This is a genomic window from Algimonas arctica (genome assembly GCF_014652695.1).
Lineage (GTDB): Bacteria > Pseudomonadota > Alphaproteobacteria > Caulobacterales > Maricaulaceae > Litorimonas > Litorimonas arctica.
Map to the genome: position 1 here is coordinate 26807 of NZ_BMZH01000013.1, position 23408 is coordinate 50214.

General features: G+C 54.1%; 18 protein-coding genes. 9 read left to right on the forward strand and 9 right to left on the reverse strand.

What is annotated here, in order from left to right; all coding sequences use genetic code 11:
- Positions 1–7 precede the first annotated feature (7 nt).
- A complete protein-coding gene (locus IE105_RS12905) occupies positions 8–478 on the forward strand; it encodes a ferritin-like domain-containing protein (protein ID WP_189499126.1) in 471 nt (156 codons plus the stop codon).
- Between the two features lie 68 nt (positions 479–546).
- On the opposite strand, the gene IE105_RS12910 is transcribed toward IE105_RS12905, so the two are convergent.
- The 4 genes from IE105_RS12910 to nhaA are packed head-to-tail and all read right to left on the reverse strand — an operon-like array spanning position 547 to position 5257.
- The gene (locus tag IE105_RS12910; RefSeq protein WP_189499128.1) at positions 547–861 is read right to left on the reverse strand and encodes a DUF190 domain-containing protein; all 315 of its coding nucleotides are present in this window, start codon (positions 859–861) and stop codon (positions 547–549) included.
- Between the two features lie 4 nt (positions 862–865).
- Positions 866–1843 carry a sodium-dependent bicarbonate transport family permease gene (locus IE105_RS12915; protein WP_189499130.1) on the reverse strand — a complete coding sequence of 326 codons (978 nt, stop codon included), beginning with the start codon at positions 1841–1843 and terminating at the stop codon, positions 866–868.
- Positions 1840–3987, reverse strand: a complete 2148-nt coding sequence (locus IE105_RS12920) for an amino acid permease (protein WP_189499131.1) — start codon at positions 3985–3987, stop codon at positions 1840–1842. The genes IE105_RS12915 and IE105_RS12920 overlap by 4 nt, the downstream gene beginning before the upstream one ends.
- A gap of 16 nt (positions 3988–4003) precedes the next feature.
- On the reverse strand, positions 4004–5257 hold the full coding sequence (gene nhaA, locus IE105_RS12925) for a Na+/H+ antiporter NhaA (RefSeq protein WP_189499133.1): 1254 nt from the start codon (positions 5255–5257) through the stop codon (positions 4004–4006).
- 446 nt (positions 5258–5703) lie between these two features.
- On the opposite strand from nhaA, the gene IE105_RS12930 reads away from it, so the two are divergent.
- The 4 genes from IE105_RS12930 to IE105_RS12945 all read left to right on the forward strand — a co-directional run bounded on the left by IE105_RS12930 (position 5704) and on the right by IE105_RS12945 (position 9887).
- Positions 5704–6630: a hydrogen peroxide-inducible genes activator gene (locus IE105_RS12930; protein WP_189499135.1), complete on the forward strand. Its 927-nt coding sequence runs from the start codon at positions 5704–5706 to the stop codon at positions 6628–6630.
- Between the two features lie 193 nt (positions 6631–6823).
- Complete coding sequence (locus tag IE105_RS12935; protein WP_189499137.1) at positions 6824–7810, forward strand: PilZ domain-containing protein; 987 nt, start codon at positions 6824–6826, stop codon at positions 7808–7810.
- Between the two features lie 132 nt (positions 7811–7942).
- Positions 7943–8848 (forward strand): 30S ribosomal protein S6--L-glutamate ligase, encoded by a 906-nt coding sequence (gene rimK / locus IE105_RS12940; RefSeq protein WP_189499139.1) that lies wholly within the window; start codon positions 7943–7945, stop codon positions 8846–8848.
- Position 8849: 1 nt separating this feature from the next.
- Positions 8850–9887 carry a succinylglutamate desuccinylase/aspartoacylase family protein gene (locus IE105_RS12945; protein WP_189499141.1) on the forward strand — a complete coding sequence of 346 codons (1038 nt, stop codon included), beginning with the start codon at positions 8850–8852 and terminating at the stop codon, positions 9885–9887.
- 61 nt (positions 9888–9948) lie between these two features.
- On the opposite strand, the gene hutC is transcribed toward IE105_RS12945, so the two are convergent.
- Both hutC and IE105_RS12955 read right to left on the reverse strand, forming a co-directional pair.
- A complete protein-coding gene (gene hutC, locus IE105_RS12950) occupies positions 9949–10686 on the reverse strand; it encodes a histidine utilization transcriptional repressor HutC (RefSeq protein ID WP_308429112.1) in 738 nt (245 codons plus the stop codon).
- A complete protein-coding gene (locus IE105_RS12955) occupies positions 10647–12011 on the reverse strand; it encodes a formimidoylglutamate deiminase (RefSeq protein WP_189499204.1) in 1365 nt (454 codons plus the stop codon). The genes hutC and IE105_RS12955 overlap by 40 nt, the downstream gene beginning before the upstream one ends.
- 80 nt (positions 12012–12091) lie before the next feature.
- Here IE105_RS12955 and hutI point away from each other — a divergent pair, with 80 nt between their 5' ends.
- The 4 genes from hutI to hutU are packed head-to-tail and all read left to right on the forward strand — an operon-like array spanning position 12092 to position 17294.
- The gene (gene hutI / locus IE105_RS12960) at positions 12092–13297 is read left to right on the forward strand and encodes an imidazolonepropionase (RefSeq protein ID WP_233354152.1); all 1206 of its coding nucleotides are present in this window, start codon (positions 12092–12094) and stop codon (positions 13295–13297) included.
- Positions 13294–14826 carry a histidine ammonia-lyase gene (hutH, locus tag IE105_RS12965; protein WP_189499145.1) on the forward strand — a complete coding sequence of 511 codons (1533 nt, stop codon included), beginning with the start codon at positions 13294–13296 and terminating at the stop codon, positions 14824–14826. Before hutI ends, hutH begins: the two co-directional genes overlap by 4 nt.
- Positions 14827–15624 carry an N-formylglutamate deformylase gene (gene hutG / locus IE105_RS12970; protein ID WP_189499147.1) on the forward strand — a complete coding sequence of 266 codons (798 nt, stop codon included), beginning with the start codon at positions 14827–14829 and terminating at the stop codon, positions 15622–15624.
- Positions 15621–17294 (forward strand): urocanate hydratase, encoded by a 1674-nt coding sequence (gene hutU / locus IE105_RS12975; RefSeq protein ID WP_189499149.1) that lies wholly within the window; start codon positions 15621–15623, stop codon positions 17292–17294. The genes hutG and hutU overlap by 4 nt, the downstream gene beginning before the upstream one ends.
- A gap of 36 nt (positions 17295–17330) precedes the next feature.
- On the opposite strand, the gene IE105_RS12980 is transcribed toward hutU, so the two are convergent.
- Genes IE105_RS12980 through IE105_RS12990 form a run of 3 tightly spaced genes read right to left on the reverse strand, consistent with a single transcriptional unit; the run spans position 17331 to position 23034 of the window.
- A complete protein-coding gene (locus IE105_RS12980) occupies positions 17331–18749 on the reverse strand; it encodes an efflux transporter outer membrane subunit (RefSeq protein WP_189499151.1) in 1419 nt (472 codons plus the stop codon).
- Positions 18746–21931 carry a multidrug efflux RND transporter permease subunit gene (locus tag IE105_RS12985; RefSeq protein WP_189499153.1) on the reverse strand — a complete coding sequence of 1062 codons (3186 nt, stop codon included), beginning with the start codon at positions 21929–21931 and terminating at the stop codon, positions 18746–18748. The genes IE105_RS12980 and IE105_RS12985 overlap by 4 nt, the downstream gene beginning before the upstream one ends.
- A gap of 32 nt (positions 21932–21963) precedes the next feature.
- The gene (locus IE105_RS12990; RefSeq protein ID WP_233354153.1) at positions 21964–23034 is read right to left on the reverse strand and encodes an efflux RND transporter periplasmic adaptor subunit; all 1071 of its coding nucleotides are present in this window, start codon (positions 23032–23034) and stop codon (positions 21964–21966) included.
- Positions 23035–23408 lie beyond the last annotated feature (374 nt).

Genomic DNA, 23408 nt, shown 5'->3' on the forward strand with positions numbered 1-23408 from the left:
CTTTCAAATGGATATCACAAATACACCCACACCCCTCGCCCTAACCAAAGAAGATACAATCGAGGAGCTGAACGATGTGACGCGCCTTATGATTGATAGTTTTAAAGGCTATAAAGATGCCGCCGATGAAGCGGATGATAGCTGGGCTTTGAAAGCCGATTTCGATCAACGCGCAACAGTACGTTCACGACATATTGCCGCCATCCAGAATTATGTCCGCGAGCTTGGGGGTGAACCCTCAACACACGGAACGATGCGTGGTGCTGTCCATCGTGGCTGGATGAATTTTGCCAATGTCTTCCGGGACGATGAAAAAGGCGCCATCGAGTCCGTCGAAAACGGTGAGACGTTCTTAGCCCACCGCATTGAAGACTGTATCGAAGACGGCCAGCTCGACGCTGTCGGCACACAATTACTTAAGCAAGCGCATCAAGACGTTTGCTCATCAGCACGACACTTTGATCGTTTAGACGGCTAATCCGTTTGACACACTCATGACTTTGCCCGCCCGCGCATTCCGCGAGGCGGGCTTTTTTATGGCTTGAATTAAAAGAGTCCGGGCCGAAGAACGCGCACTTCGGACACATTGAGCACGCCAATCCTGCGGTCGAGCATTTTATGCAAACGCTCCAAAGCGGGCTCCAGCACTTCTGCATCACCGATACAAATCACAACGACCATATCTGTGCTTTCGCTGATATCCGTACCGCGCGACCAACGAGTCTTTCCGCCAAAGCCCGCCATTGCAGGAATGACCGTCCATCCCGTGACGCCGCAATCCAGCAATACATCCTCCGCGCGACGCAAAGCTGGGCTTTCGATAATCAGTTCAAGGCGGAGTTTCTTATGATCTTCAGTCATGATCCTATCCTGAAATCAACGAGGCAACGGCGATATAGAGCGGGATACCAATCGCAATATTAAACGGAAAGGTCACGCCGAGCGACAAGGTCAAATAGACCGACGGATCGCTTTCGGGGAGCGCCAGACGCATGGCGGCGGGCACAGCGATATAAGAGGCTGAAGCTGACAGAACCATTAGCAGGGCTAAATCACCGGGACCAATGCCAATGAGTACCCCACAGAGCGCCCCTATCGACGCGCCAATCAGGGGCATATAAAGACCAAAAGCAATCGGTGCGACACCGAGCTTACGCCAACCGCGCCGCAGACCCCGACCTGCATTCAATCCCATATCAAGCATAAACAAGCACAGTACGCCTTGGAACGGCGCTTTGAAGAAAGGGGATAATCGCTCAAAACCATCTTCGCCCGCGATAGCGCCAATGACCAAGGCCCCAAGCAAGACGACGATGGAGGCATTCAACAGAACTTCGCGCGCTAACTCACCCCGATCATGATGGGAGTCCTCATCTGAATTCGCTTTGTTCCCCCGCATCGCGAGCCAAAGCGCCGAAATGATCGCAGGCGTTTCCATGACCGCCGCGACAGCAACGAGATAGCCTGAACTCGGTACACCGGCCATGCGCAGCGCCTCAATCGCAGCGACAAAGGTAACAATCGAGATTGAGCCATAATGTCCGGCCGTCGCCGCCGCATCGACCTTCGACAGGCCGCTCGTGATCCGAAGCGCCGCATAAGCGACAAAGGGCAAGCCAAAGGATAGCAGCGTCGCCGCACCGAAAACGGCGAATACTTGTCCGTCCAATGCGGTTTTGGACATTTCCACTCCGCCTTTGAGGCCGATCGCCATCATTAAATAGATGGCCAAGCCTTTGGCGAAGCTTTGCGGCACGCTCATCGGTGAGCGTAATATCGCCGCAAAGAGGCCGAGTGCGAAAAACAAGACAACGGGCGACAGTAAGGTCGACAGAGCGTTCATACTTCTCCCTCTTCAGTTGCCGAGGCCAGTCGCAAGGCAACGAGGTCGTTCGGTTCACCAACCAATGCAACAATATCGCCGTTTTGGATAACGTTATCAGCCGTTGCGATTCTGGTTTTACCGCCGCGTTCGATCAAGGCCACAACGACATCGCCGAGTCCGATCAAATCCCCAATCGGTTTGCCGATCTGAGCCTTCAGGCGCGGCAGTGTCTCCACCGCAACATGAAGAAAATGGTCATCGCGAACGAGCACGTCATTCAGTTCAGCTTCGCTGCGTGCCGACAGCCAGCGCGGCTCAAACCCTTCGCCTTGAACGATTTCTGCCAAATGTCCGGCAATCCGCATATCCAGACCGGCGGGTTTTAACGGTGACAGGAGAACCATCAACGTATGCAACCCTTCGGAATCCTCTAAGTTCATGTCCAAACGAGATGATGGACCGAAGCGAAAGATGAATAATTCCGGCTCTTTCACCCGCGCATCAACATAGCGTGCCAAACGAACACCATCACTGATCGGGCGGAAAACCGGTGTTTCGGACGCCAATATTTTCCGGGTTACTGTGGGGTCGATACCGTAACGGCTCTCCCCTTCGATCGTCATCAAATCAACCAACAACTCGAAATCATACCGCCCATAGCGGAAGTCAGTCACGAGCGAACGGGCGATCACGGCCTCGTACGAAAGGTTTTCAGCCTGGGTGCGGTCATTGATGATCGTCATCAATTCATGCTCCAGCCCTTCATATGCGTTACGCCCAAGGCGCTCATGAACGTGGAAAATCGCCCCGCGACGGTTCACCCGGCGGCTGGCATAGACATTGTACCAAACGATACAGCCGATCACCATCATACCGGTAAAGGCAATCGCCATCGTCCCCATTTCAATGATAAGCCAGAAACCAATGATGATGCCCGCAATCGGCATCCACGGATATAGCGGCACTTTGAAGCCGGGCTTATACGTCGGAATACGGGACTCCCGCATCACCATCACGGCCGCACAAACCAGCATAAACAAAAGCAGCTGAAAGGCAGAGGCGAGCTTGGCCACTGAGGCAACATCGAAGATATAAATAACCCCGATCATCACAGCCACGGTTAACATGATCGAGAGCGTCGGTGTCTTGAACTTGCCAAGCTCAGCCAACCTTTCCGGTACGAGGCGATCCTTCGCCATGGCATAGGGATAGCGCGAGGCGCTCATAATTCCGGCGTTCCCTGTCGACGCGAACGCGGCGATGGCGGCAACAACGATAAGGATCACGCCGATATCAAATGGCCAATCACCGGCAAAGACGCGGGCGGCATCAGCAATCGGTGTAAGGCTGCCAAATAAGGCTTCGCCGGGCAGGAGCTTGATCAGCACGACCGTGCCGAGTGTGTAAAGGACAGTCGCCGTTGCCAGCGACAGGGTCATCCCAAGCGGGATATTGCGATCCGGATTTTGTACTTCTTCGGCTACAGATGCGACCTTAGTTAGGCCCGCATAAGACACAAAAACAAGGCCGATGGTCGAAACAAAACCGACGAGTCCGCCCTTAAAGAACGCCCCGTATTCTGGATTAAATACGATCAGGGACCCATTTTTTTCTAATGCCGCCTTTAGACCCAAGAGTGTAAAACCGACTAGAATCACAACAAGTGTCACGACCAAGACGCGCTGCAATGTGGTTGTTTCTTTCGCGCCGAAAATGTTGATAGCCCCGAAGGCAATGGCCAAAATAATCGCGGTAATTTCAAATGGTAAATCCAAGTAAATCCCAAGATATGCTCCCATGCCGACAAGCGCGAAGGCCGACTTGAACACAACAGCGATCCATGATCCCAGCCCCCCAATCGTCCCCATGAGCGGACCCATCGCCCTATCGAGGAAATAATAGGTTCCACCCGCTTTGGGCATCGCAGTCGACAATTCCGCCATGCAATACATGGCGGGCATGATCAAAAACCCGGCGAAGAAATAAGCCAAGAAAACCGAGTTCCCCGTCGACGCCGCGGCAATACCCGGCAGAAGGAACAAACCCGACGAAAACATCGCCCCGGTCGACATCGCATAGACATCGAACAAGGTCAGGTCTTTGGCCAGTTTCTTATCGTCAGGGCCGGATGAACCCGCCGCATGGGTGACAGTGTCGGTCATATTCGCTCCAGATCGCTTATACCGTATCGAAAAGGTGAGTGTCGTCTTCGATGTCAGTTTCCGTCTGGGCGTCCGTCTTACAAAAGACGCGAAGCAACATGTAGCCCAACACACCCGAGGCAATTGATCCCATAATCACGCCTAGTCTGACGCCATTTAACTGGGACGCATCACTAAACGCCAACGTGCCAATAAAGAGCGACATGGTGAAGCCAACACCGGTCAAACACGCGACCGCATAAACTTGCAGCCAATTCGCCCCTTCGGGAAGTTTGGCCCATCCGGACTTAACCGCAATCCAGCAGAGGCTGAACACACCGATTTGTTTACCGACGAACAAGCCCAGCGCGATACCAAGAGGCACAGGCGAGAGCAGATCAGACACGGCCAGCCCGTTGAGCGACACGCCCGCATTGGCAAACGCGAAGAGCGGTAAGATTAAGAACGCGACCCAGATATGCAGTCCATGTTCGGCGCGACGCAGCGGCGACGGCGTATGTGCATCAGGGCGCGCCAAGGGTATGGCCAAGGCCGTGATCACACCCGCCAATGTGGCATGCACGCCCGATTTCAGCACGGCCGCCCAGACAAAAATCCCCACCAAGGCATAAGGCAGAATCCGCATCACCCTGAAGCGGTTCATGAGGAACAAAATTACTGTGCCGCCCCCAGCCCAGCCCAACGCGATGAGGCTTAGGTCTTGGGTATAGAAAAACGCGATGATGATAATCGCTGCCAGATCATCAATAATGGCAACGGCCAGCAAGAAAATCTTCAAGGATGCCGGAACTCGCGGCCCTAAGAGCGCCAAAATCCCGAGTGCAAACGCAATATCGGTCGCCGCGGGGATCGCCCAACCGCCGGCTGTTGCCGGATTAGTATAGTTGAAGGATAGATATACCATCGCCGGAACGATGATCCCGCCAATGGCGGCAAATATCGGCAGGGCGGCTTTGTCGAGCGATGATAATTCCCCCTCTAATACTTCGCGTTTAATCTCCAAACCCACAAGAAAGAAGAAGATCGCCATCAACCCATCATTGATCCACAGCAAGAAGGGCTTCGAGATGATAAAGGCCCCAAACTGCACCGTTACGGTGGTGTCGAAAATGCCTGTATAACTGGACGCCATCAGGGAATTATTTGCGACGAGCGCCAACAAAGCCGTGAACATCAAGACCAAGCCGCCCGAGGCTTCGAGATGGATAAAATCCAGGGCGCGCTTTCGAATAGTGCGCGCCGGAGACCGAAGGATCAGACTGTCAGACATAAGAGAACTCTATATTTTTAATGGTTCATCAAATCGGCTAATCCAATCTCACTCGCGGGAGACAGTTTTCGATGATGTTTATATCGGCTTTAGATATGAGCGTTTTAGGCGCGCACGCCGATCAGCACGACAAGGCCAATCAACGCCAATTCTGAATGACCCGTCGAGCGGACCCTATTTTAACGATGGCGAGTTGCCGCATGATAGGACTGTTCAACCGTGTCGACCAAGACCGGGATTCTCACCCTTGCAAGGGGGGGACGTGCGAAAAACAAGGCTATCTTGCGGACCATTTCACTTTGGCTTAGATCTTGGATTATACGGAACATCGTCGAACTTTCCTTAAGTTGAAGGTCCAACTATTTTACGCTCTAACTTAGGGGTAGGATAAGTGTTGAATATATTTCATAGGGAAAAACTATAGTTCACCCCATGAGTCCGCCCCAATGAAACCGACGCTACGACAACTGCAATATCTTGTCGCGATTGATGAAGCCGGAACATTTTCTGGCGCAGCAAAATTGTCTAACGTGTCGCAACCCAGTCTTTCGACCCAACTACGGGATATGGAAGACGTCCTTGGCGCAACACTGGTTGAACGCGGTCGTGGCGGCGCGCCTTTAACACCAATCGGACTAGAGCTCGCGGGTCGAGCCCGTATCATTTTGCGCGATATGGATGCGTTTAGAACGACGGCACGAGAAGCCGGACAAACGCTAGTGGGACGCATCCGGCTCGGCACTCTACCGTCGATCGGACCTTACCTGCTGCCCCTTGCGGTTCGGCGCCTGCATAAGCTTTATCCCGGCCTGCGGATTGTTGTCCGCGAAGAACGCACAGTCGACTTACAAGCCCACCTAGAGGACGGGCGGCTGGACGTAATTATCTCTACGCCTGAGGATCACCCCGCAATGCGGCACGTGACCTTGTTTCATGAGCAGCTCTATATTGGCGTCGCCCCTGACGACCCCTTGGCCCAAAATGATGGCCCCGTGTCGATCGCCGAATTGGGCGGCCGCGACCTGCTAACCCTTGGCTATGGCCACAAGCTCTCTGTTCTTGTCGCTCGGTTAGCAGAACTCGCTGGCGCGCAGATAAGTAGCGAATATGAAGGCACGAGCCTTGATGCTGTCCGACAAATGGCTGCGATGGGCGGATCCGTTGCTGTAATGCCCAGCCTCTATATGCGGTCTGAAGCGCGGGAGGACCCGGGTATTGTCGTCCGTCCCATTAATGCCCCGATTGCGGAACGTGATATTGCTTTGGTCTGGCGACCAACGTCCCCGCTCTCAACCAAGTTTCAAACTGTCGGCGACGTCTTGGCACAAGCCGCGCAAGACCTCCTAAACGACGAAACGCCGGAAACAAACTGACGCGAAAGCCACGAACATCGTCCTTTCCCTTGATGACGCTCTAACAATTCCAAACATTTTGGCTACCCACAGGCTGGGGCGTCAGCTTTATGGATGTACTCATACGCGCCTATGAGGACAAATCGTTAGAAAGTTTCTTGAGCAAAGACGGTTAAATCCTAATTTAACCGCCTTTGTTCATAGGAGGGTTATTATGACGGCCCGCCGCATCATCATTGCCTGTTTTTTAGGCCTTATCAGCGCCCAATCCGCACGGGCTGAAACGGCATGTGGCACGCTTAGTCACATGATCGAGAGCCTATCTTTGGTTCGCCAGATACAGAATGATCCCGGCGGTCCGGCTTATGAGGCTCAGATTGCGCGGCTCAATACTGTTACAAGCCAGATTTCACTCCCTGGCTTAATCCCAGCCGACCCCTCCGCGACCCGGAAAACCGAACGGGACGCCTTGATACGATATGTGTCAGGGCTGCGCGAAGCCGTATCCGGTGCCGCATCCGGGCACGACATTTACGCCCGTCAAGCCCTCGAAACAATTGTGACGCCCGCCGTTTTTGACGGACTTTCGTCCCTAGAGGGTCATTGGAAATGCAGCGAAGAAAACAACGAACAAGAAAGTGAGCTTGACGGCGAAACTGACACGCCCGCGTTCTCAACCGCTGAAGGACGTAATGCAGAAAACGATGTGAAACGTCCCTCAAACCCGACAGAATCATCGTCTCCGACGCGTAATCGGCCCACAGAGACAGGATCTGGGAACGGACCTTCTTTGGGGCGCGACGCTGTTGTCACAGGCAACACCATGACCTTCTTCATCATGCTGTTAGTAATGGCGCTTATCGGGGCGTTTTTCTACGCGCAAAAACGCGCGCGTCGGAAAACTGTTCGCGAAACGCGGCGCGCCTTGAATGTTCCAGTTGATACTGAATTGGACGGAGAGAGCCTTCGAATGCGTCTGGTTGATATTTCGATGAACGGATTTAAAATCCGCCACTCCGGACAAATTGATGGTCAAGAAGAGATCACCATCGCTATCGGTGGGGCTTGGTATGAAGGACATATTCGCTGGGCCAATCCGCATTATGCGGGCGTAAAGTTCAAACGGGCCATTGACCCAGAAACGCTTGCCTCTGTCCTCGATCATCCGTCCGACACTCCGCCCTCGGACACCAACACCTAAGCGCAGGGACGCGCATCTACACAACGATTAGCCAGAAACGGCCTTCGACCCTTCCCTTGTGACGATTGCTGACAATAGCGGTCGGCGATCCTTTTTTACGTGCTAGTTTCGGTCTTCACCTTGGAGACTTTTATGAAGCTTGCTATGTTATGCCGTAATCCAAGGCTCTACTCGCACAAACGGTTGGTTGAAGCCGCTGAAGCGCGCGGTCACACGATGGATGTGATTGATCACCTCCGTTGCTTGATCGATATATCATCCGGACAATCTAAACTCGTCTATAAATCGGAGGAACTGCCGCTCTATGATGCTGTGATCCCCAGAATTGGGGCGTCCGTGACGTTCTATGGAACAGCTGTTCTCCGTCAGCTTGAAGTGATGGGGGTTTATCCCGTTAATGAATCCGTGGCGATTACGCGGTCACGTGACAAACTACGCAGTCTCCAGCTTTTAAGTAAACGCGGCATTGGCCTGCCCCGAACAATTTTTGCGCATAAGACCAATGATCCTAGCGAAGTCATTTCCCGCGCCGGTGGCGCGCCTGTCGTGATTAAGCTGATTGAAGGCACGCAAGGCATTGGGGTCATGCTCAGCGAAACCGACCGCGCCGCTGAAAGTATTGTCGAAGCCTTTGGCGGCGTTGATACAAACATCTTGGTGCAAGAGTTTATTGCCGAAGCTGGCGGCGAAGATGTTCGCTGTTTAGTCATCGACGGCAAAGTCATTGCGACGATGCTGCGTAAAGGCAAGGAGGGCGAATTCCGCTCTAACCTTCACCGCGGTGGCTCTGCGAAATCCATCAAAATTACTCCGGAAGAACGCGCGGCGGCGGTTGGCTCCGCCAAAGCAATGGGGTTAAATGTCTGCGGCGTTGATTTGCTCCGCTCGTCGCGTGGTCCCGTTGTCATGGAAGTGAATTCCTCGCCGGGATTAGAAGGCATTGAGAACGCAACGGGCATTGACGTTGCGGGGAAAATTATCGAGTTTATCGAGAAAAGTGCAAAGCCTGGGAAAACAACAACACGCGGCAAGGGATAACATGCGCGAGCCCTTCATCATCGGGGCTCATTCAATTGAGCCCGGCACCTCACAGACAATCTATCTCCCGCTGAGCCGACTCGCCGACCACACGGATATGATGCTGCGTCTGCAGGTCATCCATGGCAAAAAGCCGGGGCCGACATTATTTGTGAGCGCTGCCATTCATGGCGATGAAATAATCGGCGTCGAGATCATCCGGCGAGTTTCTCAGATGAAAGTGTTATCGCGCGTCGCGGGCACATTAATCCTCATCCCCATTGTCAACGGGTACGGCTTTCTTGGCATGTCGCGCTATTTGCCGGACCGTCGCGATTTGAACCGGGTTTTTCCGGGACATAAGGACGGGTCGCCCGCGGGACAGCTGGCGCATACGTTTATGACGGAGATCGTCTCTAAATCGCAGTTTGGTATCGACTTGCATTCCGGCGCGATTCATCGCGAAAACCTGCCGCAAATTCGCGCCGATTTGGATGACCCTGTCGTCAAAGAAATGGCGATAGCGTTTGGGGCGTCGGTCATGCTCAATTCCAACCTGCGTGATGGCTCGCTCCGTGAGGCCGCCCGCGCAATCGGCTGCAACATGTTGCTCTATGAAGCGGGTGAAGCTTTGCGATTTAACGAAACCGCCATTCGCATCGGCGTCAAAGGCGTGCTGAGTGTTATCCGACATGTCGGGATGTTGCCAAAACTGAAGCCTCGAAAATTGACCCATGATCCTGTGCAACCCGCATCCAGCCATTGGTTGCGCGCACCCATGTCCGGCCTGATGCGGGCCGCCTATAGTCTCGGTGATGTGGTTGAAAAAGGCGCGGTCATTGCCAGCGTCGCCGGACCTTTGGGCGAAGTCGAAGAAGACGTGATCGCCAAACATTCCGGCGTCATTATTGGTCGCACAAACCTGCCTATCGTCAACCGAGGTGATGCGCTCTTTCATGTCGCCAGGGTTGATGACCTGGAAGACGCAGAATCAACGATTGAATCGCGTGTTGAGAGAGCTGACAGCGACCCTCTGTTTGATGGCATTGAGATCGTCTGAAGACACTCAGAGCGCGATAAAGTTTAATTTAAAACGAATTCGCGCTTTCGTTTAAACGCCCCTAGATCTGGCTACGCATATGAAATCCCGGTGCATAGGCTAAGCGGACCGATGTGACGGATTGATCTTTGTTCCAAGTCGTTCGATCGATAATAAAGATGGCCTGCTCGGCCTCACATTGCAGGATTTTTGCTTCTTTTTTCGTCGCATTCGCCGCCGAAAACCGAATATCGCCGCGTGAGAATAAGGCGTGTTCGATAAGCCATTCATTGGCATTGATTTCGGAAAAAATTTCATCCTGTATTTCAGGCACCGCAGCCGTATTGATCCAACGGTCTTCATATAAAAACGGTTTTCCGTCCGCGAAGTGCAAGGCCGGAAGATGCAGGAGTTGTGTTGTTTGTGAAACATCCATGGCCTCACAAATCGAGTCCGGTGGACAACATATTTCGCGGTTAAGCAAAGTATGACGGTAGGGAACGCCGCGCCCTTCTATTTCGAGCCGCGTAACAGGAATATCAAGCGTTGCTTTCCGAACGGGATAACGCGCAACGCGCGTTCCGCCTTTGCGGCGGCGATCTAACAGTCCCGCCTCAGCCAATTGACGCAAGGCCCGGTTCACCGTGGCCCGCGCGCATCCAAACTCTTGCGCCAGATCGACCTCACCCGGAATAAGTTCACCCGGCGCCCAAACTCTTTCTGATATCCGCCGCATGACTTCCGCTTCGATACCCTGCCATGTCGCTGATTTTTTCAGGTCTATAGTCCTTCTGTCAGCGAGGCGATGGTCTGGCGGAATCGCGCCAGAATTTGATCGCGATGCTTATGCCGCCCGTTCGTGACCATGTGCCGACCCGCAGACCAGACATCCGTCACCAGAGAATCATCGCCTGCGAAAATATAACTATCCAAGATCATGTCCCCATTCTTGCCCATCAGGTTTATATCGGACCGATCAAGTGCCATCATATCAGCCAGTTTTCCGGGCTCCAAAACGCCAGAGTTTCGGCCCGAGGCTAAGGCCCCGCCAAAGGCTGCGCCTTCAAATATGACGCGACCCGCTGAGCGGGTTTCCGTGGCTAAGACAGCTCGGCCCAAATATTTCAAGCGTTGTGAATATTCCAAAGCGCGCAATTCTTCCGACACGGAAATACGAATGTTGGAATCAGATCCAATACCAAAACGCCCGCCGTGTTTTAAATATCGCACACCATCGAAAATACCGTCGCCGAGATTGGCTTCGGTTATAGGACAAAGCCCCGCAACGGCCCCAGATTTCGCCATGGCGATGGTTTCATGCGCATGCATTTGCGTTGCGTGAATAAGGCACCACCTGTCGTCCACGGGATGGTTTTCGAACAGCCACTCCGTCGGACGTTGTCCGTAGGCGGTGACAATCTCTTCAACTTCCCCGACTTGTTCCGCGAGGTGAATATGGATCGGCCCCGTTGTATGAAGTGTGGTTACGGCGGCAAGGCTCTCTCGGCTCACAGCCCGTAGAGAATGCGGCGCAACGCCAATTCGACAATCGTTTGGCAGTGACTTTAACCCCGCCCTTGCTCCCTCGTAAAGTTTTGCAAATCGGTCGAGATTATTCCCAAATCGAATTTGTCCGGCACCAAGCGCCCGCCCATCACATCCGCCTTGCTCATAAAGAACGGGGAGTAATGTAAGCCCCATGCCAGAAATTTGAGCAGCGGCGGCGATCCGGTCCGAGAGCTCAGCAATATTGTCGTAAGGCGTCCCATCTGCTTGATGGTGCAGATAATGGAATTCAACGGACGCACCATATCCGGCCTCCAGCATTTCCATCTGCACAAAGGCGGTAATGGCCTCGATATGATCTGGCGTGAGCTGATCCAAAAACCTGTACATGAGCTTTCGCCAAGACCAAAAATTGTCGGACGGATCACTGCCGCGTCGCTCCGTCATTCCCGCCATCGCCCGTTGAAACGCATGGCTGTGGAGGTTTGTCGGCGCCGGAAGCATCACGCCAAAACATTCGCCTTCGGGCTGAACCTCTGCCTCGATCGATAGGATACACCCGTCATCACCCAAGGTGATCCATACATCGGACTGCCAGCCATCTGAGGTGAGCGCGTGTTTGGCCCATACAGTTTTCATCATCGACGTCCCGTCTTGACAGTTATTATGTGCAGACATAAAAACTTGTATCAATGACGTCAATCCGCAATGAGGGCCCCTTGCAACAGTCTGTTTTAGTCAACGCGCAGATCGCCACCATGGGCCCGTCCGCAACGCCATATGGGCTTATTGAGGGTGGCGCGGTCGCGATTGAAAATAACAAAGTCACGTGGTGCGGGCCGCTTGCTGATATGCCCCAGCCGTTTGAACCGTGGCGACAGCGAAACCTTGAGGGCCGCCTCGTCACCCCAGCCTTAGTCGACTGCCACACACATATCGTGCATGCTGGGAACCGGGCCAAAGAGTTTGAAATGCGTCTAAATGGGGCAACCTACGAAGACATCGCCCGCGCTGGCGGCGGCATTGTCTCAACCGTCACCGCGACCCGCGCCGCCTCTGAAGATGAATTGTTCGCCAGCGCCGCACCGCGTGTGGAAGATTTGATCGCGGAAGGCGTTTGCACGCTTGAGATAAAATCAGGGTACGGCTTGGACTTTGAAACAGAGCTTAAAATGCTGCGAGTCGCGCGCCGAATTGGCGCGCATTATCCCATTCGCGTTCGAACGACGTTCTTAGGCGCTCACGCCACGCCTGAGGCCTATAAGGGCTATGATGATCGCTACATCGATGAGGTCTGCATTCCGGCCCTAGAGGCCGCGCAGGCTGAAGGATTAGTCGATGCTGTCGACGGGTTCTGCGAATCCATTGGGTTCACGCCGGACCAGATCAAACGGGTTTTTAGCAAGGCGAAAGACTTAGGCTTGCCCGTCAAACTCCATGCGGAACAATTATCAAATCTCGGCGGAGCGGCATTGGCCGCACACTATAACGCTCTTTCAGCGGACCACCTTGAATATTTGGACGACGCGGGAGTGTCGGCCATGGCCCGTTCCGGGACGATCCCTGTCCTCTTACCGAGCGCCTACTATTTTCTACGCGACACGCAGCCACCGCCCATTCAGAGTTTCAGAGACGCGGGTTTGCCCATGGCCATTGCCACTGATTGCAATCCGGGGTCTTCGCCTATGACCTCGCTCTTACTCGCCATGAATATGGCCTGCACATTATTTCGAATGACGCCAGAAGAGGCGCTTGCCGGGACAACACGAAACGCGGCAGCCGCTCTCGGACTTAAAGATACGGGCATCATTGCCCCCGGTTTCCGAGCGGACCTCGCGATTTGGAACGCGCAGCATCCGGCAGAGCTCAGCTACGGCATCGGGATAAACTGCTTGCATGACCGCATCTTTGGAGGTGCCGTATGATTATTCTTACACCGGGCTGCACGACGCTCAAAACTCTGGAGGCAATCTACCGCTCCGGCTGCTCCGTCAGTCTCGACCGGGCCGCAAAAGCCTCTGTCGAAGACGCGGCCGCCCTTATTCAACAGGCAGTCAAGGGCGGCGCGGCGGTGTATGGCGTGAACACAGGTTTTGGCAAACTCGCGAGCGTTAAGATTGCCGCCAAGGATACTGCGACGCTGCAACGCAACCTTATTCTCTCGCATTGCTGCGGCGTCGGTGAGGCCACCGAAAAACCCATCGCGCGTTTGATGATGACGTTAAAGCTCCTCTCGCTCGGCCGGGGGGCGTCTGGGGTACGCTGGGAGATTATCGAGCTGATCGAAGGGTTGTTGGACAGACATGTCACGCCCGTCATTCCGGCCCAAGGCTCCGTCGGAGCGTCCGGCGATCTTGCGCCGCTGGCGCATATGGCCGCCACCCTCATCGGACACGGTGAGGCCGAATTTGAAGGTACGGTCATGCCCTCCCGCCAAGCGTTAAACTTGGCCGGATTAGAGCCGGTTATTTTGGACGCGAAGGAAGGCCTCGCCCTAATCAACGGCACACAATTTTCAACCGCCTATGCCCTCGTCGGACTGTTTGAAGCGTGGCGGAATGCTGAGGCGGTGATTGTCACGTCGGCGCTGTCAACCGATGCCATTATGGGGTCAACCGCGCCGCTTCTCCCCGAAATACACGCGCTTCGTGGGCACCGCGGTCAAATCGAAGTAGCCGCCGCCATGCGCTCAATTTTAGACGGATCAGAAATCCGGGACAGCCACCGCGAAGACGACACGCGTGTTCAAGATCCCTACTGTATCCGGTGCCAACCCCAAGTGACAGGCGCATGCATTGATTTATTGCGCATGGCCGCCAAAACCCTCGAAATCGAAGCCAACGCCGTGACCGATAATCCTCTCGTGCTACGCGACACGGGACTAATCGTCTCTGGCGGTAATTTTCACGCGGAACCTGTCGCCTTTGCCGCAGATCAAATCGCGCTCGCCATTGCCGAGATCGGGTCCATTTCCCAACGACGCACCGCGCTCATGGTCGACCCGACTTTAAGCCACGATCTCCCGCCATTTCTAACGCCCGAACCCGGCTTAAACTCCGGCTATATGATTGCCGAAGTGACGACGGCCGCCTTGATGAGCGAGAATAAACATCTCGCCAATCCTTGCTCGACAGACTCCACACCAACAAGCGCCAATCAAGAAGACCATGTGTCTATGGCGGCCCATGCGGCCCGGCGGCTCACACGCATGAATGCGAACCTCTCCGGCATTATCGCCGTGGAATTACTGTGCGCCGCGCAGGGTATTGAGTTTCGAGCCCCACTAACGACAAGTCCGTCTTTGCAAGACGTTCTGATTGCGCTTCGGCGCAAGGTCGCGACACTCGGGGATGACCGCTATCTCGCCCCGGACATCAAGGCCGCGACCAAGTTGATCACGGATCGCACAATTATAGCGGCGGCCGCTGCACCCGGTCTGGATTTGGCGACTTAATTGACCCCTGTAGAGATTATAAAGGGCAAAAGCCCGATTATCTTGGCCATGCCGCATACCGGGACATGTGTGCCGGAGACTATTTTCGACAGCCTCAACACTCGTGGCCATGCGCTCGAAGATACAGATTGGCACATCGACAAACTTTACGCCGACCTTCTGCCGGACGCGACGCAGGTTCGGGCGGTGTTCCACCGCTATGTGATCGACCCCAATCGGGACCCGTCCGGCCAAAGCCTGTATCCCGGTCAAAATACGACCGGGCTTTGTCCAATAATCGATTTTGACGACAATCCACTTTACCGTAACGGGCGTGAACCAAACAAAACCGAGATCGAACAGCGACGGCTAAGTTTTCACGCGCCCTATCATGCGGCGCTCGGCGCCGAAATCGCGCGGGTAAAAGCGCGTCACGGCCTTGCCATTTTATATGATTGCCACTCGATCCAAAGCCGGAAGCCTTTTCTGTTTGACGGTAAATTGCCAAATTTCAATATCGGCACCAATAACGGGATAACCTGCGACAATCGGCTTCAGCAAGCGGTCACAGATATTTGTAGAAACGCCGACGGATATACTCACGTCGTCAATGGCCGTTTCAAAGGGGGCTGGACGACCCGTCATTACGGACGCCCTAAGATCGGTGTTCACGCCATCCAGATGGAGCTGACGCAATCGAGCTACATGGATGAAACCGCGCCTTGGGCCTATCGACCCGACAAAGCGGATAGACTTCGTCCGCACCTCAAAGACATTCTCCAGACCCTCGAACAGCTAGCCACAGAGATGACCTCATGACGGACCCCCGTAAAAATAGCCGTGATATTTACCCTGCGACGGGATCTGAGATCACGGCTAAATCTTGGCTCACCGAAGCGCCGATGCGGATGTTAATGAATAATCTTCATCCCGACGTGGCCGAAAATCCGCACGAGTTAGTGGTATACGGGGGCATCGGTCGCGCAGCGCGAACATGGCAGGATTTCGACCGCATTGTTGAGAGTTTGAAGGCGTTAGAGGATGACGAAACACTCCTCGTGCAATCGGGCAAACCCGTTGGCGTGTTCCGGACTCACACGGATGCCCCGCGTGTGCTCATTGCTAATTCCAACCTCGTTCCCAAATGGGCGAATTGGGACCATTTTAACGAGCTCGATAAAAAAGGTCTGGCCATGTACGGCCAAATGACGGCCGGGTCATGGATCTACATCGGGACGCAAGGCATTGTTCAAGGCACCTACGAGACATTCGTTGAAGCCGGACGGCAACATTATGATGGCGATCTGACCGGGAAATGGATTTTGACCGGCGGACTCGGCGGCATGGGCGGCGCACAACCGTTGGCTGCTGTGATGGCCGGCGCGTCTTGCTTGGCCGTCGAGTGCGATCAAACCCGCATCGATTTCCGTCTGCGTACCGGATATGTTGACGAAAAAGCGAGCAGCTTAGACGAAGCCCTCGCGATGATTGAAAAATGGACCGCGGCAGGCGAAGCCAAATCTGTCGGCCTTTTAGGCAATGCCGCTGACATCTTTCCCGAACTCGTTCGTCGGGGTGTGCGGCCTGACATCGTGACAGATCAAACCTCAGCCCATGATCCGCTCAACGGATATCTGCCGCAAGGCTGGACAATGTCGCAATGGGCCGCGGCCAGAGAAACCGATCCGAAGTCTGTTGAGACAGCCGCGCGGGCGTCCATGCGCAACCAAGTCGAAGCGATGGTCGCGTTTTGGAACCGCGGCATCCCCACGCTCGACTACGGCAATAATATTCGTCAAGTCGCCAAAGATGAGGGTTTAGAGGATGCGTTCGCGTTTCCAGGCTTTGTTCCCGCCTATATTCGTCCGCTATTCTGTCGCGGCATCGGCCCGTTTCGGTGGGTTGCCCTGTCCGGTGATCCGGAAGATATCTATAAGACGGATGCGAAGGTCAAAGAATTGATCCCGGATGATAAGCACTTGCATCATTGGTTGGATATGGCGCGAGAGCGGATTTCTTTCCAAGGTCTGCCCGCCCGCATCTGTTGGGTCGGTCTTGGGGTGCGCCACAAGCTTGGATTAGCCTTTAACGAAATGGTCCGAACAGGTGTGCTGAGCGCCCCGGTGGTCATTGGACGCGATCATTTGGACAGCGGCTCTGTCGCCTCCCCCAACCGCGAAACCGAGTCGATGAAAGATGGCTCTGATGCCGTGTCAGACTGGCCGCTCCTCAACGCTCTGTTGAACACAGCGTCTGGCGCAACATGGGTCTCACTCCATCATGGCGGCGGTGTGGGGATGGGCTATTCCCAACATTCCGGCATGGTCATCGTGGCGGATGGAACCGACGATGCGGCGCGTCGCTTAGAACGGGTCCTCTGGAATGATCCAGCCACGGGCGTCATGCGCCATGCCGATGCCGGCTACGAAAGCGCAATAGAGTGCGCGACAGAAAACAATTTGAACTTGCCCGGGATATTGACGAAATAAACGAACGAATGTCGCATAAATATCGGTTTAACGGTGTTAAAGCGGGTTTTTTGACCCGTTTAAACCACCGCCAAGCGCGATAAATAGCGACACGGCATTCTGATCTTCCATACGGCGCGCATCTAACAGGCTTTGTCTCGCAATGAAGAGGTTGCGCTCCGCATCCAAAACTTCAAGATAACTGGCTGTCCCTTCATCATAACGCCTTTGCGCTAAAAAGCCGATGCGCTGTTGAACCGTGACCGTCCGCGTTCGCGCGTGAACTAGCTCAGCCAGCCAACGTCGCCCCGCCAACGCGTCAGACACTTCACGAAACGCCGTCTGCACGACCTTGTCATAATTGGCGACAGATTCCATCTCCTGCGCCTTCGCAAGACCCAAGTCAGCTTCGCGTGCGCCCCAATCGAAAATGGGTAAATCAATCGACGGTCCGAAGCGCCACGTGAGACTATCTGAACTAAACAAGTCACCCAGATCACTGGACGACAGTCCCGTACGACCCGTCAGTGAAATGGTTGGGAAAAAAGCGGCGCGGGCAACAGCAATGTTGGCATTCGCGGCTTTTAGGCTCTGTTCGGCAGCAATAATATCCGGTCTGACCAGCAGTAAATCGGACGGTAGACCCGCATCCAACCCAGCGATAAATGTTTGCTCTCCCAACGACAGCCCTTCGGGCAGTGACTTGGGAAGCCGTCCGCCAATGAGGACCGTGAGCTGGTTACGTATCGTGGCCGCCGATAATTGTTGCGTACTGAGAGCTTGTTGGGCTTGCGTCAACAGCGCCTCGGCTTGATGAAAATCAAGCGCCGACGTCACGCCCGCGTCAAGCCGAAGACGGGCCAATTTGAGGCTCTTCTCGCGTGTTGCTATCGTCTCTGCGGCAAGGGTGATTTGCTCTTCAGTTTCGATCAGATCGAAATAGGTCGAAGCAACATCTCCGACCAAGGAAAGATAAAAAGCCCGTTGCGCCGACACGGTCGCCAAATATTGTGACCGGGCGACTTCGGTTAAATTTTTAACCCGCCCCCAAAAATCAAGCTCATATGATGCAATGCCAACCCCAACATCAAAGCTGTTAAAGGTCACAGCAACCGGATTATTGTTACTATCAACACTCGGTGTGCGAGCGCGCACTGCACTGCCGTCAGCGCCGACTGTGGGTAAGCGCCGACTGTCTTGTATGCGGAACTGAGCCCGGGCTTGTTCAACCCGCGCCGTCGCTGCGAGAAGATCTCGATTATTGTTCAGTGCGGATTCAATAAGGGCGTGAAGCTTGGGGTCATTGAAGTAGTCTTGATAACTCAACTCACTGGCAACAATGGTGCCATCAGGACGGTAATCTGCGTCAAAGCTTTGGGCGGTTGGGAGTTCAGTCGTCGTAAGGCTCGGTGTTATGTGCGCACAACCGGCCAACATCAAAACAGATGCAGCACTTATGGTGAAGATCGGCTTCATGTTATCGGCCCACTTTTCGTATCGTCCATAGGCCCGCTCCCTTGCGGAGACTTGCGGCTCAGCCGGTTCCGGATTGTGGCGTAAAGTAGCGGGACGATAAAGATGCCCAAGACCGTCGCTGAAACCATTCCGCCCATAACGCCTGTGCCAACAGCGATACGGCTATTGGCGCCTGCCCCGTCCGCGATAACAAGCGGCAGCATCGCCAGAATAAAGGCCAAGGACGTCATGATAATGGGCCGCAAACGTAATCGCGCTGCACTCTTCACCGCTTCAATTGGCGACTTCCCGTGCTTTTCTTCCTCAATCGCAAATTCAACGATGAGAATGGCATTTTTAGCCGCTAACCCAATAATCGTGATTAATCCGACGTTGAAATAAACATCGGCCGAGAGGCCGCGCCACATTGAAAACAAGACAGCGCCTAACACGCCAATCGGCACAATAAGGAGCACTGCCAATGGCACGGCCCAGCTTTCATAAAGAGCGGAGAGCAATAAAAACACCACAAGCACGGATAGGCCGAGAAGAGCGCCAATTTGGCCCGCAGATCTCTTTTCTTCGAAACTAATCCCGGTCCATTCAGAATCGATCCCTTGCGGAAGCATAGCAACCAAGCGTTCAACCTCAGCCAATGCCGCGCCGGACGATTGTCCGGAGGCGGCTTGGCCCGATATGGTCATAGCGGGATAGCCATTGTAGCGCGCCAGACTTGGCGGCCCAGCCGTCCAGCTTGCACTGGCAAAGGCGCTGAACGGTACCAAATCACCCGATTGATTGGGCAATCGTAAGTCGAGCACATCTTCTGCCGTCATGCGGTAAGGGGCGTCGGCTTGCATATAAACTTGCAGAGACCGCCCGCCCATGATGAATTCATTGACGAAGGCCGAGCCGAAATTGATGGCCAATGTGTTGTTCACGTCCGATATTGATAGGCCCAAAGACCGCGCGAGAGGCCGATCAATATTAACCCGCAATTGCGGACTGGCCTGCTGATCTTCCGGCCGAACCCCTGTGAGAATGGCACTTTGAGACATGAGGCCCAGCAATTGATTTTGCGCGGACACCAAGGCCTCGCGACCGAGGCCGCCGCGATCTTCCAGTTTGAGCGAAAAGCCACTGGCATTGCCGAGTGAGCGTATTGCAGGGGGTTGAATGACGAAAACATTTCCGTTTTCAATTTGTGAAAACTGCCCCATGGCTTTGCCAAGCAGTGCGCCTGCTGAGCTTCCCTCGGCTTTACGGTCTTTCCAATCGGTCAAAGGACCAAACATAATCGCATTATTCTGGCCTTGACCAAAAAAGCTAAACCCTCTGACAATGACCAAGTTTTCTAGTTCGGGTTGAGCCATCCAAAATTCTGAAACAGGCTGGATAGCGGCTTCCGTGCGTTCTTGCGTGGCACCGGGAGGCGCTTGAACGACCGTGATCAAAAACCCCTGATCCTCAACGGGTAGAAACGCTGTTGGAAGGCGCACGAATAAAAAGCCCGCCAGCACGACAAGCATCACAAACACGGCCAAACCTCGTATAGGTCTTGCAAGGATGCCGTCAGTTGCGCGGCCATATCGCTCCGTCAGCCTTTCAAACCAACGATTAAACCCTGCAAATAGCCCCGTACCAAATCGAAAGACGCGTCCGAGGCCTTTGGCCTCTTTCTTGTCTACCGCGTCGTCTGGAACGATCGGCTTGAGAAATGTCGCACATAAAGCGGGCGTCAGCGTCAAAGCCATCAGGGCAGAAAATAAAATTGAGATTGAGAGCGTGACCGAGAACTGTTTGTAAATCCCGCCAGTTGAACCCGGAAAAAATGCCATCGGGAGGAACACAGCAACGAGAACCAAAGTGATCCCGATAATGGCCCCTGTAATTTGGTCCATCGCTTTACGGGTCGCTTCTTTTGGCGGCAGCCCTTCTTCGCGCATGATCCGTTCGACATTTTCAATCACGATAATGGCGTCATCAACCAGGATGCCAATCGCCAGCACCATGCCAAACAAGGTCAGCACATTGATCGAAAAGCCAAAGACCCAAAGACCGAGACAAGCCCCCGCCAGCGCAATGGGCACAACGATGGTGGGGATAAGCGTGGCCCGCCAGCTTTGTAAGAAAAGGAACATGACAAGAAACACGAGCGCCATGGCCTCAAGCAGTGTCTTAATGACCTCTTCAACGGAAATTCGGACAAAGGGCGTCGTGTCATAGGGAATGGCCCATGCGACATCATCCGGCAGGCCTTTTTGTAATTCCATCATGCGGGCTTTAACCCCGTCGGCGGTCGCTAATGCATTTGCGCTTGTCGCCAGTTGAATCGCCATCCCCGCCATGGGTTGTCCATTCAGCGTTGTCGTCGTCGCATAGCTCTGGGCCCCGATTTCAACGCGCGCCACGTCTTTCAGTCTGACTGTCGCGCCACCAGTCTCTGCCAAGAGAATAATTTGCTCGAATTGTTTTATGGTAGAGAAGCGATTTTGCGTAATAATTGTCGCCGTGATTTGCGTATCAGACAGATTGGGCAAAGCGCCGAGCGACCCGCCCGCAGTTTGGCTGTTCTGCTCACGCACCGCCGCCAACACAGAGGCTGGGGATAGGCCGTAGGACGCAACCTTTTCAGGGTTGAGCCAAATTCGCATCGCATATTCGGACCCGAAGAGCGTCACGTCGCCAACGCCGGGCACACGCCTTAGCTCGTCAATGACTTGAATAGAGGCAATATTCCCTAAATCTGTCGAGTTGAGTTCGCCGCTTTTTGAGGTGAGGGCGATGATCTGTAGAAACCCTGAATTGGCCTGCCGTACCTGAATACCTTGGCGACTAACGTCCTCAGGCAGCCGCGCTTCAACGGTGCTCAGGCGATTTTGCACCTCTGTCTGAGCGATGTCGATATCCGTGCCGGATTCGAATGTCAGCGTGATCGAGCCCGTCCCGTTCGACTGGCTTGACGAACTCATATAGAGGAAGCCCTCAACTCCGTTCAGCTGTTGCTCTATGATCTGAATGACGTTCTGTTCTAACGTCTCAGCGTCAGCGCCCGGATAGACTACCGAGATGCTGAGAGACGGAGGGGCGACTTCCGGATATTGCTCAACAGGCAAACCACGCAGAGCAATAAAGCCCGACAGCAGAATGCAAAGCGCAATGACCCAAGCAAAGATTGGGCGGTCAATAAAATATCGCGGCACTGTTTAGCCTGCCTTTAGTGAAATTGGGAAAGTCATTGCCCCGGCTTCATGTCAGAGCCGCCACTGGTTTGACCCGCAACGGCGGCATTGTCTTTGACCGACACGCCGGGCCGCAGCTTTTGCAAATTACTGGTGATGACTTTCTCGCCAACCGCTAGACCGCTATTGATGATCCAGTGATCTCCGGCCATTGGCCCTAATTCAACAGGCTTCACGGCAACTTTTCCTTGACCATCAATGACAAAGACACTCGCCCCTGTCGCAGAAACTTGGACAGCCCGCTGCGGCACAGAAATGCCGTCTAAACGCGTTCCGACAAAAAACTCTGCGTGCACAAATTCTCCCGGCAAGAGAATTTGATCGGGATTAGGAAATTCCGCTCTGAGATTGACGGTTCCGGTTGTTTCATTGACCGAGAAGTCAAGGAAATCGACATATCCGCTTTCGGAATAAGGCGTGCCATCCCCGAAGTAGAGCTGAACCTTGGTTTTACCATTTTCATCCAAGTCGATCGTTCCGTCCGCAATGGCGCGGCGAACCTTTAGGACGTCTGATGACGCTTGCGCCACAGTGACATAAACGGGATCCAGCTGCTCGATGCGCGTCATTAGCGTTGCGCCACTCGCACTGACCAACGCTCCTTCCGTAACCTGCGCCCGTCTAGCCCGGCCTGAAATGGGCGCGCGCACAACGGTATATCCGAGCTGAAGGTTTGCGGCTTCGATTTGGGCTTCAATTTGAGCAATATTCGCATCTGCTTCGCGGGACGCGGCAATTGCTGAGTCATATTCTTGGCCGCTGATCGCCTGCTCTGCAACCAATGGACGATATCGGTCCACAATGGCGCGGGCATTCGCGGCGGTCGCTTCCGCACGCTGAAGACTTGCCTTCACCTGTGCCAAACTTGCACGGAGTTCGCGGGGATCAATGCTGAAAAGGGGTTGCCCCTCTTTAACGTCGGTCCCTTCTTCATAGAGACGTTTTTGGACAATGCCGTTGACGCGTGCGCGGACTTCGGCTTGACGCACAGGTTCCACCCGACCGGGCAATTCGATAATATTTGGGACTTTCACTTCACGCACCGTAACGGTCTCAACCGCCATCACGGCTGTCCCTAAGGATGGCTGGGATTCCGACGTGGATGTCCCAGAATCAGTACAACTGATAAGTAAAAGACACGCAGACCATACTAAATGGTGTTTCATTTTCATTTCGTATCCATTGAGGGAGTGTGTTCTAAACTTCACCAGTTTTCTATAACGATACACTGCGCATGTTCGTGGTTATGCAAAACAAGACAGCGAGAGCCTGAGCTAAGGAAAGTTCACTCACGACGTTTGCGGGGAGTTGGTGATAGCCCTGCGCTATTACAACCGTTCATTCCTGTAGATTTTCATGCATTTATGTTGGCGCGATCGCATTCGAACTCGACGGGCCGGTGCCTGTCAGAGTGCACCGCGTTTAATCCGGTGAGTGA